Source organism: Devosia elaeis (assembly GCF_001650025.1).
Lineage (GTDB): Bacteria > Pseudomonadota > Alphaproteobacteria > Rhizobiales > Devosiaceae > Devosia > Devosia elaeis.
On the sequence record NZ_LVVY01000024.1, the window covers coordinates 14690 to 30112 of the forward strand.

General features: G+C 64.7%; 17 protein-coding genes. 9 read left to right on the forward strand and 8 right to left on the reverse strand.

Annotated elements, in window-relative coordinates; all coding sequences use genetic code 11:
* Positions 1–57: 57 nt before the first annotated feature.
* Positions 58–723, reverse strand: a complete 666-nt coding sequence (locus tag A3840_RS01230) for a ferredoxin reductase domain-containing protein (RefSeq protein ID WP_067450679.1) — start codon at positions 721–723, stop codon at positions 58–60.
* A gap of 242 nt (positions 724–965) precedes the next feature.
* Here A3840_RS01230 and A3840_RS01235 point away from each other — a divergent pair, with 242 nt between their 5' ends.
* A complete protein-coding gene (locus A3840_RS01235; RefSeq protein WP_067450682.1) occupies positions 966–1247 on the forward strand; it encodes a hypothetical protein in 282 nt (93 codons plus the stop codon).
* 50 nt (positions 1248–1297) lie between these two features.
* Here the strand turns inward: A3840_RS01235 and A3840_RS01240 are convergent, their stop codons facing one another.
* From A3840_RS01240 to metK, 3 genes are all read right to left on the reverse strand, one after another.
* Positions 1298–1660, reverse strand: a complete 363-nt coding sequence (locus A3840_RS01240) for a winged helix-turn-helix transcriptional regulator (RefSeq protein ID WP_067450685.1) — start codon at positions 1658–1660, stop codon at positions 1298–1300.
* 102 nt (positions 1661–1762) lie between these two features.
* Entirely contained in the window at positions 1763–2467 is a 705-nt protein-coding gene (gene trmB, locus A3840_RS01245) for a tRNA (guanosine(46)-N7)-methyltransferase TrmB (RefSeq protein ID WP_067450688.1), read from the reverse strand.
* 178 nt (positions 2468–2645) lie between these two features.
* Positions 2646–3902 (reverse strand): methionine adenosyltransferase, encoded by a 1257-nt coding sequence (metK, locus tag A3840_RS01250; RefSeq protein ID WP_067450691.1) that lies wholly within the window; start codon positions 3900–3902, stop codon positions 2646–2648.
* 243 nt (positions 3903–4145) lie between these two features.
* Here metK and A3840_RS01255 point away from each other — a divergent pair, with 243 nt between their 5' ends.
* The 8 genes from A3840_RS01255 to A3840_RS01290 all read left to right on the forward strand — a co-directional run bounded on the left by A3840_RS01255 (position 4146) and on the right by A3840_RS01290 (position 11143).
* Positions 4146–4760, forward strand: a complete 615-nt coding sequence (locus A3840_RS01255) for a ribonuclease D (RefSeq protein ID WP_067450694.1) — start codon at positions 4146–4148, stop codon at positions 4758–4760.
* A gap of 13 nt (positions 4761–4773) precedes the next feature.
* Positions 4774–5418: a hypothetical protein gene (locus A3840_RS01260; protein ID WP_131798205.1), complete on the forward strand. Its 645-nt coding sequence runs from the start codon at positions 4774–4776 to the stop codon at positions 5416–5418.
* Positions 5419–5423: 5 nt separating this feature from the next.
* Positions 5424–5885: an LptA/OstA family protein gene (locus A3840_RS01265; RefSeq protein ID WP_067450700.1), complete on the forward strand. Its 462-nt coding sequence runs from the start codon at positions 5424–5426 to the stop codon at positions 5883–5885.
* On the forward strand, positions 5882–6637 hold the full coding sequence (gene lptB / locus A3840_RS01270; protein ID WP_067450703.1) for an LPS export ABC transporter ATP-binding protein: 756 nt from the start codon (positions 5882–5884) through the stop codon (positions 6635–6637). Before A3840_RS01265 ends, lptB begins: the two co-directional genes overlap by 4 nt.
* A 124-nt stretch (positions 6638–6761) precedes the next feature.
* A complete protein-coding gene (gene rpoN, locus A3840_RS01275) occupies positions 6762–8270 on the forward strand; it encodes an RNA polymerase factor sigma-54 (RefSeq protein ID WP_067450706.1) in 1509 nt (502 codons plus the stop codon).
* A 131-nt stretch (positions 8271–8401) separates the two neighbouring features.
* Positions 8402–8968 (forward strand): NifU family protein, encoded by a 567-nt coding sequence (locus A3840_RS01280; protein WP_067450709.1) that lies wholly within the window; start codon positions 8402–8404, stop codon positions 8966–8968.
* Positions 8969–9455: 487 nt separating this feature from the next.
* Positions 9456–10649 carry a class I SAM-dependent RNA methyltransferase gene (locus A3840_RS01285; protein ID WP_067450712.1) on the forward strand — a complete coding sequence of 398 codons (1194 nt, stop codon included), beginning with the start codon at positions 9456–9458 and terminating at the stop codon, positions 10647–10649.
* A gap of 110 nt (positions 10650–10759) precedes the next feature.
* On the forward strand, positions 10760–11143 hold the full coding sequence (locus A3840_RS01290) for a DUF2147 domain-containing protein (RefSeq protein ID WP_131798206.1): 384 nt from the start codon (positions 10760–10762) through the stop codon (positions 11141–11143).
* A gap of 71 nt (positions 11144–11214) precedes the next feature.
* Here A3840_RS01290 and A3840_RS01295 read toward each other — a convergent pair whose 3' ends face one another.
* From A3840_RS01295 to A3840_RS01310, 4 genes are all read right to left on the reverse strand, one after another.
* The gene (locus tag A3840_RS01295) at positions 11215–12039 is read right to left on the reverse strand and encodes a sugar phosphate isomerase/epimerase family protein (protein ID WP_067450716.1); all 825 of its coding nucleotides are present in this window, start codon (positions 12037–12039) and stop codon (positions 11215–11217) included.
* Complete coding sequence (locus tag A3840_RS01300) at positions 12036–13205, reverse strand: dihydrodipicolinate synthase family protein (RefSeq protein WP_067450719.1); 1170 nt, start codon at positions 13203–13205, stop codon at positions 12036–12038. Before A3840_RS01300 ends, A3840_RS01295 begins: the two co-directional genes overlap by 4 nt.
* Positions 13206–13360: 155 nt before the next feature.
* Positions 13361–14512: a Gfo/Idh/MocA family protein gene (locus tag A3840_RS01305; protein WP_067450723.1), complete on the reverse strand. Its 1152-nt coding sequence runs from the start codon at positions 14510–14512 to the stop codon at positions 13361–13363.
* Between the two features lie 103 nt (positions 14513–14615).
* Positions 14616–15362 carry a sulfite exporter TauE/SafE family protein gene (locus A3840_RS01310; protein WP_165603099.1) on the reverse strand — a complete coding sequence of 249 codons (747 nt, stop codon included), beginning with the start codon at positions 15360–15362 and terminating at the stop codon, positions 14616–14618.
* Between the last annotated feature and the right edge of the window lie 61 nt (positions 15363–15423).

The window sequence follows — 15423 nt, forward strand, 5'->3', positions numbered from 1 at the left end:
GAGAGCAATGATGTTGCCTTCATATAGACGGCCATGCCGGGAAAGGCAAGGGAGCCGCTAGCGCTCCCAGGTGACATTGGCGACATCGGCCCCCGCCGCCTCGAGCAGGCCGCGCAGGTCGCCGACCATGGCGTCGGGACCGCAGAGATAGAAGTTCTGCGCGAGGTCGGGGACGTGCCGCTCGAGGAAGCCGGCATCGATCCGCTCCTGCAGCAAGCCGGATCCGGGATCGTCGGTCAGGGTCCAGAGCACGTCGAGCCCCTCCATGGCCTCGAATTCCTCGCGCAGGATGATGTCCTTCTCGGTGCGGTTGGAGACGATGAGCCGATTGCCGGCGATTTTGCCGCTGGCATTGAGATGGCGAAGAATGGCGATGAAAGGGGTGACGCCGGCCCCGCCGGCAATGAAAGTGCCCTTGCCCTTATATTGGATGGTGCCCCAGACATCGCGCAGGATCAACCGGTCGCCGGCGCCCAGCGACCAGAGCTCGTTGGTGACGCCGGAATGGTCGAAATAGCTCTTGATGGTGAATTCGAGCTCGTCCGCATCGGGCAGGCAGGTGAAGGTGAAGGGGCGCTTCTCGTCCCGCCAGCCGTCGCGGTCGATGCTGACCTCGGTGGCCTGGCCGGGGCTGAACCGATAATTCGCCGGGCGCTCGAGGCGGTAATGGCGGACATTGTGGGTGACGGGAACGGTGTCGAGAATTCGCACGAAGGTCTGCATGGTGACGCTCTCCTTTCCGCTTCAACCATCAGCCCGCGCGGGCGGTTGCACAAGGGGCGCCGACAAAGCGCGGCCGGTTTCCCCCGCGAAACCAAGGCACGTGCAAAATCCTTGATTTCCCTGGAAAAACCGTCGGCGGTGCCGCGCGGATTTCAAGATCGAAAAACTTGTTTTGAGGCCGTTGCGGGCTGCGGGGCGGGTGCGCATTTCCGTTTGGTCTGAAACAGAAAGGATCACCTCCCATGATCAAGAACAGCGTCGTCGCCCTTGTTACCGCAGCCGCCCTTGCCGGCATTGCCATGCCCGCCATGGCTGCCGCAGCACCGGCCACCTCGATCGAAAGCGATTCCGACACGAGCTCCTTCGATGCCGATTACGTGCTGCACCAGTTGCAGGCCCAGGGCGTGAATGCCACGTCCGTGGAAACCTGGGGCACCCATGTCCGCGCCTTCGTGATCGGCGAAGATGGTCGCCAGACCATGCGCCTGTTCAACGCCGATACGTTGCAGCCGGCCAATATCTGACTACCAAGCCTGGCGCCGTCAGCAATGACGGCGCCCGAACCCTTGCAGGTTCAATGCAGGATTTCGCCGGCCAGATCATCGAAGCGCCGGCGCGCTTCCTCCACCGCCCGCCGGTTGCGCAGCGCGAATTGCTGCCAGTCATCGGCCAGGGCGAGCAATTCCCGCCCCAGATCGGTCAGCTCATATTCGACGCGCGGCGGAATGGTCGCATAGGCCCGGCGCGTCACGAAGCCGTCGCGCTCCAGTTCGCGCAGGGTCTGGCTCAGCGATTTCTGCGGCACGCCACCCATATTGCGGCGCAATTGATTGAACCGCATCGTGCCCTGCCGCAATTGCACGATCACCACCAGCGTCCACTTGCTCGGCCGCACCACCAGAAGATCGTGGCGCGTTTCGGAAGAGGGGCTGGTCATGAAAATTCTCCGGCGGCGTAAAGCACGGATATGGGGCGTAGTTCGCCCAGGTCCAGAGGCGCCATGCATTAAAGCCTGGACAGGATGCCGCGAAGAACCGGCTCAGCGCCGGAGAAAGCTGAAATAGAAACTGACCATCCGCCCCTCGCGCCGCGCCTTCTGCTCGTAGCGCGTCGGCTGCCAGCCGGGATAGGGCTGATGCCAGGCGCCGGGCGCCTGGGGGGCGAAGATGAACGCGGGCTCGCGCAGGATATGGGCGAGGGTCCAATCGGCGTAATCCTCAATATCGGTGGCGAAGTGAAAACTGCCGCCGGGCCGGATCACCCGCGCCAATTCCCGCAGCGTCACCGGGGAGACGAAGCGGCGCTTGTGATGGCGCGTCTTGGGCCAGGGATCGGGATAGAGCAGATAGACCGCATCCACCGAGGCCTCGGGCAGGGCCAGCAGCAGCTTGAGCGCGTCGTCGGTGAAGAGGCGCACATTGGCGAGGCCTTTCGCGTCGATGGCCTGCACCATCTTGCCGATGCCGCCGGTAAAGACCTCGCAGCCGATAAAGCCGGTCCCGGGCTCCTCCGCGGCCTTGCGGGCGAGATGCTCGCCGCCGCCATAGCCGATTTCGATGACGATGCGTCCCGCCGCAGGGAAAAGGTCGCGCGGATCGAGCGCGCCTTCGAGCCGGATTTCCACCTGCGGCAGCTTTTCGGCCACCTGCGCCTTCTGCCCCCCATGCAGCTTCTTGCCGGAGCGGCGCCCGAAAAAGGCGCGCGGCTCACCGGAGCGGGTCTTGGGGAGTTCGTGGTCGGTCATTGAATCGTATTGCTCGTGAGGGGCCATCGATTATTCCCCATCCACCGCTCGTCACCCTCGGGCTTGACCCGAGGGCGTTGTCTTTGTCGGTTTCGGCAAGAGCCCTCGGGTCGACCGAGGGTGACGAGCCGAGAAGGGGGCGTCGTCGCGCCTCAATATTACATTCGGCTAGGCGTGACTACCGCACCGCGTCCTTCAATGCCTTGACCAGATCGGTCTTCTCCCAGGAGAAAGAACCGTCGCGGCCGGCCTTGCGGCCGAAATGGCCATAGGCGGCGGTCTTGGCATAGATGGGCTTGTTGAGGTCGAGATGGGTGCGGATGCCGCGTGGCGTCAGGTCCATCACCTCGCTCAGCGCCGTTTCCAGCCGCGCCTCGTCCACCTTGCCGGTGCCGTGCAGGTCGACATAGATCGAGAGCGGCTTGGCGACGCCGATGGCGTAGGAGAGCTGGATGGTGGCGCGATCGGCCAGGCCCGCGGCAACCACGTTCTTGGCGAGATAGCGCGCCGCATAGGCGGCCGAGCGGTCCACCTTGGTGGGGTCCTTGCCCGAAAAGGCGCCGCCGCCATGGGGGGCCGCGCCGCCATAGGTATCGACGATGATCTTGCGGCCGGTCAGGCCCGCATCGCCATCGGGGCCGCCGACCACGAACTTGCCGGTGGGGTTGACGTGCCAGACGGTGTTCTCGTCGATCCAGCCTTCGGGCAGGGCCTGGCGGATATAGGGCTCGACAATGCCCCGCACATCGGCGGAAGTCAGGTTCTCGTCCAGGTGCTGGGTGGAGAGCACGATCTGGGTGACGCCGACCGGCTTGCCGTTTTCGTAGCGCACCGTGACCTGGCTCTTGGCATCGGGGCCGAGCTTGCCGGCCGGGCCGTTATTGGCCTTGCGCGCCTGGGTCAGGGTTTCGAGGATCTTGTGCGCGTAATAGATCGGCGCGGGCAGCAATTCGGGGGTCTCGCGGGCGGCATAGCCGAACATGATGCCCTGGTCGCCGGCGCCGACATCCTTGTTGCCGGCCTCGTCCACGCCCTGGGCGATATCGGCGGACTGGCCATGGAGCAGCACGTCGATCTTGGCATTCTTCCAGTGGAAGCCGGATTGCTCATAACCGATGGCGCGGATGGCCTTGCGGGCGGCCGTGCGGAATTTGGACGGATTGACCAGGGGCGCGCCGGCGGCATCGCGCAGCACCTTGCCGTCCTTGCCCTTTTTCAGCAGCGTTTCGGGCACGCGCACTTCGCCGGCAATGACGACGCGATTGGTGGTCGCCATGGTTTCGCAGGCGATGCGCACGCTTGCGGGATCCATGCCGGCCTTCTTGGCCTCCTTGAACACCAGATCGACGATTTCGTCGGAAATCCGGTCGCAGACCTTGTCGGGATGGCCTTCGGAAACGGATTCCGAAGTGAACAGATAGGAAGATCGGGCCACGTTAAACCTCTTTGCAAGTGGCGAGGGCGCACGCGGGAGTGCGCGTGTGGAGACACATTCCTCCACACTTTCAGCTCCGCTTCTCGCAGGTCCGGCGGGGGAAAGCAATAGCCATATAAAGGAAGCTTTATATCGGAAGCCCTTGCAGGGAAGCCGCAATTGCCGCGGTGCCGGCGCGCATGCCTTTCCTTGGCCATCGCTCTGTGCCAATGAAGGGCGGGACACAAAATCTGGACTTTTTCCATGGCCATCAGAGTGCATCGCGGCGACCTGCCCAATCTTTCCAATTACGGCCGCGAAGTGGCGATCGACACCGAGACCATGGGCCTCAACCCGCATCGCGACCGGCTCTGCGTGGTGCAGCTTTCGCCCGGCGACGGCAGCGCCGATGTGGTGCAGATCCCCCAGGATGCGTCCGAGGCGCCGAACCTGGTCAAGCTGCTCTCCGATCCGGGCGTGACCAAGATCTTCCACTATGCCCGTTTCGATGTCGCCGTGCTGCAGAACCGCTTCGGCGTGGTGACCGGCCCGGTCTATTGCACCAAGATCGCCTCCAAGCTGGTGCGCACCTATACTGATCGCCACGGGCTCAAGGACCTGGTGCGCGAATTGCTCAATATCGACATGTCCAAGCAGCAGCAGAGTTCGGATTGGGGCGGGGAAAAACTGAGCGACGCCCAGCTCGATTACGCCGCCTCGGACGTGCTCTACCTGCACGATCTCAAGCGCCATCTCGACCGCATGCTGGCCCGCGAGGGCCGCACCGAGCTGGCCCGGTCCTGCTTCGATTTCCTCGAGACGCGTTGCGCGCTCGATCTGCTGGGCTGGGACGAGACCGATATTTTCGCCCATAGCTGAGCGGAAAATGCCCATGGCGGCCCTGCCGGGACAATTGCGGATCCATCGCCGCCTGGAGCGGCGGAACCGGCTGGTGGCGGTGCTGCGCATCGCCCTGCCGGGCATGGGGCTCATCGTGCTGGCGGGCCTGTTGGCGCAGATCTATGTCGCCAGCTTTACCGGGCGGTTCGGGGTGGGCCGCATCGAGGTCAGCCCCGAATCCATCCTGGTCGACGCACCCGAATATGCCGGCACCCTGGACGACGGATCGGCCTATCGGGTCTGGGCGGCGCGGGCCTGGGCGGCGACCGACCGCACCGATTTGATCGACCTGAGCGGCGCCCATCTGGTGGTGGACCGGCCCGATGGCGTGCAGATGCAGGTGGATGCGCAGGACGCGCAATTGGAAACCACAGAACAGCTCACCCTGGTGCCCGGGCAGGCCGATATCGCCGATTCCACCGGCACGGTCGGCACGCTCGCCGATTCGATCTTCGACTGGCAGGCGCAGGTGCTGACCACCCGGGGCGCGGTGAGCATCGATTATGCCGATGGCTCCACCGTGCGGGCACAGGGTCTGGTCTATGACGCCGCCGCCAAGGTCTGGACATTTTCGCGTTCCGTGGTCACCTTGCCGGCAACCCCGGGTGAAGATGTCCGTTCCGGTTCTGGAGATTGACCCTGATGCGCCCCGTTCGGACCCTGCTCGTCTTCGCCGCCCTGCTGCTGCCCGCGCCCATGGCCTGGGCGCAGAACAAGGTGGAAATCACCTCCGACCTGTTCGTGATGAACGAGGCGGTGCGCGAAGCGGTGTTCACCGGCAATGTCGTTGTCGTCCATCCCAATGTCACCGTCTGGGCGCCCAAAGTGGTGGCAACCTATGGCGAAGGCGGCACCACCGATATTGAAACCTTCGAGGCCTCGGGGGGCAATGTGCGCCTCAAGACCGAGGACCAGGACGCCACCGGCGACCGCGCCGTCTTCACCCCGGCCGATCAATTGCTGCGCCTCACCGGCAATGTGAAGGTCACCAATGCCAGCGGCACTGTGGATGCCAGCGAATTGGTGGTGAACCTTGAAACCAATGTCTCCACCTTCACCAGCAGCGGTGGCGGGCGGGTGACCGGGATCTTCACCTCGCAATGAGTGCCGAATCCCGCCCCCGCATCGACCAGAGCGGCTGGCTGGTCGCCCATGGCCTGGCCAAGAGCTTCGGCAAGCGCGCCGTGGTGCGCGACGTGTCCCTCGCGGTGCGGCGCGGGGAGGCGGTGGGCCTGCTCGGCCCCAATGGCGCGGGCAAGACCACCGTGTTCACCATGATCATGGGCCTGGTCAAACCCGATGCCGGCAAGATCCTGCTCGACGGGCAGGTCATCACCCGGCTGCCGCTGTTCCAGCGCGGGCAATTGGGCATCGGCTACCTGCCGCAGGAGCCCTCCATCTTCCGCGGCCTGACCGTGACCGGCAATATCATGGCGGTGCTGGAAAACGCGGTGAGCGGGCGGGCGGAGCGCAAGGCGCGGCTGGAATCGCTGCTCGAGGAGTTTTCCATCCAGCACCTGGCCAAGTCCAATGCCCTGGCCTTGTCGGGCGGCGAGCGCCGCCGCGTCGAGATCGCCCGGGCCCTGGCCGCCGATCCGGCCTTCATGCTGCTCGACGAACCCTTTGCCGGGGTCGATCCGATCGCGGTGGCGGAGGTGAAGGGCCTGGTGCGGCAATTGACCCAGCGCGGCATCGGCGTACTCATCACCGACCATGCCGTGCGCGAGACGCTGGGCCTGGTCGACCGCGCCTATCTCATCCATGGTGGCAAGGTGATGATCCAGGGCAAGCCCGAAACCATCTCCGCTGATCCCGAGGCCAGGCGGGTCTATCTGGGCGAGAGCTTTTCGATCTAGCCCGTGGCATTGCCCGCCCTATCCGCCCCGTCTGGCACGAAACTTGCCGAGGCGGGCAAACTCAGTCATGTTGCGCGCGGGAAGCGGCCGGCAAGGCCGAATTTGCAATTAGAGACGATCATCCATGGCGCTTACGCCAAGGCTGGAATTCCGCCAGTCGCAGAGCCTGACCCTGACCCCGCAGCTGATGCAGTCGATCCGGCTGCTGCAGCTCAGCCATCTCGAGCTCAACACCTTCGTCGATGCCGAATTGCTGCGCAATCCGCTGCTGGAGCGCGAGGAGGCGGGGAACGAGGAGCGGAGCGAGCCGGCCGAGATGCCCGAGCGGCAGACCGAGATGAGCGCCTATGAGGACACTTTTACCTCGGGCGAGCGCGTCAAGGATGCCGGCGAGATCGCCGAGGGCTACGATACTGCGGTCGAAAACGTCTTTCCCGACGCCATTCCCCAGGATATCGGCCAGACCGCCGGCCCCGACCGCAATGGATCGTTCGAGGGCGGCGAGGCGCCCGACCTCGATCAATATGTCGCCAGCCGGCCGCGCCTGTCCGACCACCTGGAGGCGCAGGCGCAGATGCTGCTGCGCAATCCGGCCGACCGGCTGATCGCGCGGCACCTGATCGACGGGATCAACGAGGCGGGCTATCTCATTGTCGAACTCGATGCGGTGGCCGAAATGCTGGGCGCGGAGATCGAGGATGTCGAGGCGGTGCTGGGCGTGCTGCAGACCTGCGAGCCGGCCGGCATCTTTGCCCGCGACGTGGCCGAATGCCTTGCCATCCAATTGCGCGAACGCGACCGGCTCGATCCGATCATGCAGAAGCTGCTGGCCAATCTGGACCTTCTGGCCGAGCACAATATGCCGGCCTTGCTCAAGGCGGTGGGCTGCGACCGCGAGGACCTGGCCGACATGCTGGCCGAACTGCGCCTGCTCGACCCCCGGCCCGGCCTGGCCTTCGATACCGGCCCGGTGGAGGCGGTGGTGCCCGATGTCTTCGTGCGGTCCGGGCCGGACGGCGCCTGGCAGGTGGAGCTCAATTCCGACACCCTGCCCCGCGTGCTGGTCAACCGGGTCTATTATGCAAGCGTCTCGACGAAGACGCGCGACCCGGGCGAGAAGGCCTTCCTCTCCGATTGCCTGGCCAATGCCAATTGGCTGACCAAGAGCCTCGACCAGCGCGCCCAGACCATCACCCGGGTGGCGGCCGAAATCGTGCGCCAGCAGGACGGTTTCCTCACCCATGGGGTGGCGCATTTGCGGCCCATGACGCTCAAGATCGTGGCGGAGGCCATCGACATGCACGAATCCACCGTCTCCCGCGTCACCGCCAACAAATATATGGCCACGCCGCGCGGCCTCTATGAGATGAAATATTTCTTCACCACCGCCATCGCCTCGGCCGATGGCGGGGGCGAGCATTCGGCGGAAGCGGTGCGCCACCGCATCCGCCAATTGATCGATGCCGAGCCGGGCAATGACATCCTTTCGGACGACACCATCGCCGAAATGCTGCGCAAGGAGCAGGGGATCGACGTGGCCCGCCGCACCGTGGCCAAATATCGTGAAGCCATGAACATTCCCTCCTCGGTGATCCGGCGCCGCCAGAAGAAGGATTTGGCCAGGATCGCGTGAGGTCCGGCATCGGCCCGAGGATGACGATCCGTGATCGCCCTGCCCTCGGGGAAGGCGAAGTAGGGCTTGCAATCGCGGCTTAAAAGTCTATTTTAGAAGCATTCTAATTGTTAATCGCGCAGGGATTTCCCATGTTCATCCAGACCGAAGCCACGCCCAATCCGGCGACGCTGAAATTCCTGCCGGGCCGCGATGTCGTGACCGGCGAACCGCGCGATTTCCGCTCCCTCGAAGCGGCGGCGATTTCGCCGCTGGCCACCGGGCTCTTCGCCATTTCCGGGGTGACCGGGGTGTTCCTGGGCGCCGATTTCATCTCGGTGACCAAGGACGACACCAATTGGGCCCATATCAAGCCGGCCATTCTCGGCGTGATCATGGATCATTTCCTCTCCGGCAAGCCGGTGATCGTGGAAGACGGCGCCGCGCCCATCGCCTTCGACGAGATCGAGGAATTCTACGAAGAAGACGACAAGGAAATGGTGGAAGTCATCAAGGAGCTTCTGGCCACCCGCGTGCGTCCGGCCGTGGCCATGGATGGCGGCGACATCATCTTCAAGGGTTTCAAGGAAGGCACGGTATTCCTGCACATGCAGGGCGCCTGCTCGGGCTGCCCCTCCTCCACCGCCACGCTCAAGAGCGGCATCGAAAACCTGCTCCGCCATTTCGTGCCCGGCGTCGAGGCGGTTCAGCAGGTTTGAGGCCGGCCGAAAGGCAGATCGCTCCGGTGGAGCGATTTTGGGCCGCAAAGCCATGAGAGCTACGCTCGAATGGCCGGCCGCACTTCGGGGCCGTCGGCTCCATCGCCCCCTCGCCCCTCAGGGGAGAGGGGCGAGGTGAGGGGTGAAGCCCCCGGGGACCGCGACAGTGAACCCCTCATCCGGCCCTTCGGGCCACCTTCTCCCCTCAGGGGAGAAGGAAGGGGGCCTTTCGCGGCAAACAGTTAAGCAGCAAGTCAGGGGCCCGATGAGCGATCATCGGGCTCCGGTTTTTTTGGCGCTTCGGTTGCTGCGCCCCCTCTCCCTTGGGGGAGAGGGTTGGGGTGAGGGGGCCTTCGGGCAAACGCCGAGCGAATTGAAGGCCCCCTCACCCGGTCCTTCGGACCGACCTCTCCCCCCAAGGGAGAGGTAGAGTTGCCCCATCGCCGCAAACCCGCTACCTGCAAGCCCAGCAAGCCCCGGATTCAATATGCCCGTTACCGCCCATATCGAAAGCCTTGGCCACAAGGGCGAAGGCATCGCACTTGTCGAGGGCAAGCGCGTCTTCGTGCCTTTCGCGCTGCCGGGCGAGGACGTGCTGATCGACACCGCAGGCGAGCGCGGCACGCTGCTCGAAGTGCTGGCCCCTGCCCCCAACCGCGCCGAACCCTTCTGCCCGCGTTTCGGCCGTTGCGGCGGCTGCCAATTGCAGCACATGGATGCGGCCGGCTATGCCCAATTCAAGACCGGCCTCGTGGTCAATCCGCTGCGCCAGGCGGGCCTCGATGTCCAGGTCTCCCGCTTCGTCACCGCCCATGGCGCCGGCCGCCGCCGCGCGACGCTGCATGCCCGCAGGGACGGCGCCGGCTATATGCGGCTCAGGAGCCATGACCTGCTCGACCTCGATGCCTGCCCCATCCTGGTGCCGGCCCTGGCGCGGGCGCCCGATATCGCCCGTGCCCTGGGCGCGGCGATCGGGGAATGCGACCTGGCCTTTACCGCCACCAATGCGGGGATCGATGTCGGCATCCGCAAGGCGCCCCGCGCTGTGCGCGCCGAGGCCCTGGTGCCGCTGGCCAATCGACTCGGCCTGGCCCGGCTGGCTCTGGGCAATGAAATGATCCTGCTGCGCCAACAGCCCAGCGTCAGCATGGGCCGCTCGGAGGTCGAGCTGCCCATCGGCAGCTTTCTCCAGGCGACGGCCGAGGCCGAACAGGTGCTGGCCGATTACGTCATCGCCGCCGTGGGCAAGGCGAAATCGGTCGCCGACCTGTTCTGCGGCATCGGTCCCTTCGCGCTGCGGCTGGCGGAAACGGCGCGGGTCTATGCCGCCGACAGCGACCGCCCCGCCATTGCCGCGCTGGACAAGGCGGCGCGCCATACCAAGGGCCTCAAGGCCATTACCGGCAAGGCGCGCGACCTGTTCCGCGATCCGCTGACCCGGTTCGAGCTCGATTTCGACTGCGTGGTGCTCGATCCGCCACGGGCCGGCGCCGAAGCGCAGGTCCGGGAAATCGCCGTTTCCAAAGTGCCGCGCGTGGTGATGGTGGCCTGCGACCCGAAGACCTTTGCCCGCGACGCTGAACAGCTCGTTCAAGCCGGGTTCATCTTGCGCGACCTAATAATCGTGGATCAGTTCGCCTGGTCCACCCACATTGAAGTGGCGGCCACCTTCGAGCGGTGACATGTGGCAACCCAAATGCCCCACGGAGCGTTCATGGGATCAGGCGTATAAGTCATTTACATTCGCGCAAGGCAGAGATCGAGCGTGACGATGTATGGAGTGAACCATCAATGCTTGCAAAATCTCTTGTTGCTGCCACCGCAATTGCCTTGTCGCTGGCGGTGCCCACCATAGCACAAGACGCCAGCCCCAACGGCACCTGGGTGGATCGCTGGGGCACCAGCTTCACCTTCGAATTATGCGGTGACGGCACTCAATTGTGCGGGGTGCTGAACGACATCCAGGGCGACAGCCGCACCGAGGAAAACCTCAAATTCGTCAACCAGGAAGTGGTGCGCGGCACCCAGACCGGGCCCAATAAGTGGGAAGGCAATATCGCGCTCAATGGCGGCAATGCCAAAGCCACCGTGGAATTGACGGGGCCCGACACGCTCAAGATCACCGGCTGCCGCGCCGTGATCCTGTGCTCGAGCATCGATTATCATCGCCAGTAATTTACGCTGACGCATGCAAAAACCCCGGATGCAAGTCCGGGGTTTTTCGTTTTGGCCGCCATCGGGGCAATTCAGCAGACCGTCGCGACCCGCTCCTTGATCACCGCCAGCACCTCGTCGCCGGGACGCTTCCACCAATTGTCCTGGGAGAAGATTTCCACTTCCTGGGGACCGAAAAAGCCGGCCTCCTCGATCATCCTGCGGATGCCCGGCAGGTCGATGACGCCATCGCCCATCATGCCGCGATCGAGCAGCATGTCCTTGGTCGGCACCAGCCAGTCGCAGATATGGTGGGCGAAGATGCGCTTCATGCGGCCGGCCCGGGCAATGGCGCGGGCCAGGTTGGGGTCCCACCAGACGTGATAGACGTCGATGGCGACGCCCACGGTCTCGCCCAGCATTTCGCAGATATCGAGCGCCTGGTCGATCGTGTTCACGCAGGCGCGATCGGCGGCATACATGGGATGCAGCGGCTCGATGGCGATCTTCACCCCCGATGCCTTGGCATGGGGCAGCATGGCGGCGATGCCGTCGGCCACCATCTGCCGGGCGCCGCCGATATCGCGGCTACCCTCCGGCAGGCCGCCCACCACCAGGACCAGGCAATCGGCATTGAGCGCCGCCGCCTCGTCGATGGCCCGCAGATTGTCATCGATATTGGCCTTGCGCCCTTCGGCGCTGGCTGCCGGGAACATGCCGCCCCGGCACACGCCGGTAACCTGGAGCTTGTTCTGGCGCACGATGCGCGCGGCCTCGTCGAGGCCGATGGCGGCGATCTGGTCGCGCCAGGGGGAGATGGCGGTGATGCCGGCCCGCAGGCACCCATCCACCGCTTCGGCAAAGCCCCATTGCTGGCGCGTGGTGGCCAGGTTCAGCGAAATGGCGCGCTCGGTCATGACGCCACTCCATGCACGGCCAGGACCTGCTTCATGCGCGCCGTGGCCAGGTCCGGATCGGCCAGCACCCGGGCCTTGTCGGCCAGGCGGAACAATTCGCTGAGATGCTGCAGCGAGCGGGCCGATTCCTGCCCGCCGATCATGGTGAAATGGTCCTGAAGCCCGTTGAGATAGGCCAGGAACACCACGCCGGTCTTGTAGAAGCGCGTCGGCGCCGCGAAGATATGGCGGCTGAGCGGCACGGTGGGCTCGAGAATATCGAAGAATTCGTTGTTATTGCCCTTGCCCAGGGCCGCCAGGCCGGCCGAGGCGGCGGGCGCGATGGCGTCGAAAATGCCCAGCAGGGCATGGGAATAGCCTTCGGCGTCGCCGGCGATCAGTTCGGCATAGTTGAAATCGTCGCCGGTATACATCTTCACCCCTTCCGGCAGGCGGCGGCGCATGGCGATTTCCTTTTCCGCCGAAAGCAGGGAAATCTTGATGCCATCGACCTTGTCGGCATGGGCGGCGATGACGTCCAGGCACACGTCCATGGCCTTGTCGTGGTCGATATCGCCCCAATAGCCCTGCAGCGCGGGATCGAACATCTCGCCCAGCCAGTGCAGGATCACCGGCTGCTTCACATTGGCGAGCACATGGCCATAGACGCGGGCATAATCGTCCGGCGACCTGGCCGCGGCGGCGAGCGCGCGGCTGGCCATGAGGATGACGCGGCCGCCCTCGCCTTCGACGAAGCCGACCTGTTCGTCATAGGCCCTGAGGATATCGTCGATGCTGACATCGGGGCCGGGCGCCAGGTGATCGGTGCCGGCGCCATAGGCGATGAGCGCATCGTCGCGCGTGCGGGCCTCGGCCTGGGCGCGCCGGATCAGCTCCCTGGCTTCGGTCCAGGTGAGCCCCATGCCGCGCTGCGCCGTATCCATGGCTTCGGCGACGCCAAGGCCGAGATCCCAGAGGCGATGACGGAAGGCCAGGGTCTTGTCCCAATCAATGGCCGGGGTCAGCCAGGGATCGTTCGAGGCCAGGGGATCGGCCACGACATGGGCCGCGGCAAAGGCAATGCGCGGAAAATCGGCCGCCTTGAATTTCACGAAGGGAATGGGATCACCGGTCAGCGTGTAAGGGCTGACGGAACGGTCGGGATTGGGCAGGTTGATTATGGGCATCGAGGCCTCCAAAAGGCCCCCTCACCCGGCGCTGCGCGCCGACCTCTCCCCCGAAGGGAGAGGTGAAGAGGGCACAATGACTGGTCTTGCATCACCTCTCCCTGGGGGGAGAGGTCGGCCCCATTTGGGGCCGGGTGAGGGGGCCTTTGGCCCAATCAGAATTCCAGCTTCGGCACGTCCAGCCAGCGGCGTTCCTGCCAGGACTTCAGGCCCAGCTCGGCGAGCTGCACGCCCTTGGCGCCCGCTTCCAGGCCATAGGGCCAGGGCGCGTCCTCGGCGACGTGGCGCAGGAACATTTCCCATTGCGCCTTGAAGCCGTTATCGGCGGGCCAATTGTCCGGCACTTCTTCCCAATCGGCGAAGAAGTTCATGGTCTGCGGCTGGTCGGGATTCCACACCGGCTTGGGCGTATTGACGCGATGCTGGGTCCAGCATTTGTGCAGGCCCGCCACGGCCGAACCATGGGTGCCGTCGACATGGAAGGTGACGAGATCGTCGCGGCGGACGCGGGTGGTCCAGCTCGAATTGATCTGGGCGATCACCCCGCCTTCCAGCTCGAAGGTGGCATAGGCGGCGTCATCGGTATCGCAATCGAAGACCTTGCCCTTTTCGTCGACGCGCTGGGGAATATGGGTGGCGCCCAGGCACGACACGGCCTGCACCTCGCCGAAGAGATTGTCCATCACATAGCGCCAATGGCACAGCATATCGAGGATGATGCCGCCGCCATCGTTCTTGCGATAATTCCAGGAGGGGCGCTGCGCCTTCTGCCAATCGCCCTCGAAGACCCAATAGCCGAACTCGCCGCGCACCGACAGAATCTTGCCGAAAAAGCCGCTGTCGCGCAGCATTTTGAGCTTCATCAGGCCCGGCAGAAACAGCTTGTCCTGCACCACGCCATGCTTGAGGCCGGAGGCGCGGGCGGTCTTGGCGAGCTTCACCGCCACGTCGAGATCGTCGGAGGTCGGCTTTTCGCAATAGACATGCTTGCCGGCGGCGAGAGCTCGCTCCAGCAGGCCGGCGCGCATCAGCGTGGTGCCGGCATCGAAAAAGATCGTGTCGTCCGGATTGGCCAAAGCCGCATCGAGATCGGTGCCCCAGCGGGCAATGTTGTGCTTCTTGGCCAGGGCTTCCATCTTGTCGCGGTCGCGGCCGACAATGATGGGATCCACGACCAGCCGGTCGCCATTGGCAAGGCCGATGCCGCCCTGGTCGCGGATCGCCAGGATCGAGCGCACCAGGTGCTGGTTGTAGCCCATGCGCCCGGTGACGCCATGCATGATGATGCCAATGCGGTGTTCCGCCATTCAGATCTCCCAAGACTCGCTGTCTGTGTAACTGATTAGTTACTTACCTATATGAAGCGGCGGGGCGGCGTCAAGCGGGCGCGGATGCGACCTTGGACTCAGCTCAGAGGCCCAGCACCATCTTGAGCCCCATCAGGCCCAGGAAGATCAGGATCATGAGGTCGAAGGCCTTGCGGCTGAGTCGGCCGGCCAGCAATTGGCCGATCGGCATGACGACCAGGATGGGGATCATGGCCAGCAGCGCCTCGATCACCCATTGCGGCTGCATGATGCCGCTCAGCACCAAAGCGGGAAACTGCACCAGGCCCAGGGCCAGGAACATGGCGGAAACCGCATAGACATGGGCGTGACGATCGAGCCCCATGGCGTGGATGAAGGTGACGCCCATGGGCGCCGAAATGCCGGTGGCGCCCTGCAGGACGCCGGAGCCGAACCCGGCGAAAGGCCCGGCGCGCATGGCCATTTCCGGGCCGACCGAGAGATGCGGCCGACTGACCTTGAGGACGAAATAGGCCAGCAGCAGCAGGCCGAGCGAGAAGACCAGGGCCCGTTCGGGCAGGTTGCGCAGCAGCCAGGTGCCCAGGATCACCCCCAAGGCGCCCGCCGCCAGGAACCAGGGCAGGAAGCGCATGCGCGCATCGCGCCTTGCGGCGCGGAACTGCCAGATCTGCATGGAATTGGTCAGCACCTGCGTGATGGCCATGATGCCCACCGCATGCTGCAATCCGAACACGGTCGTCAGCACCGGCAGGGCCACCAGCGGCAGGCCCATGCCGGTCGCGCCCTTGACCAGCGCCCCCGCCGCCAGCGCCAGAGCCATGATCGCCATGCGCCCGAGATCGAAATCCATCGCGTCCCCCAAACGATAACGATGCGGTGCAATCGCCATCAGCGCTTCAATTCTTAGTCCG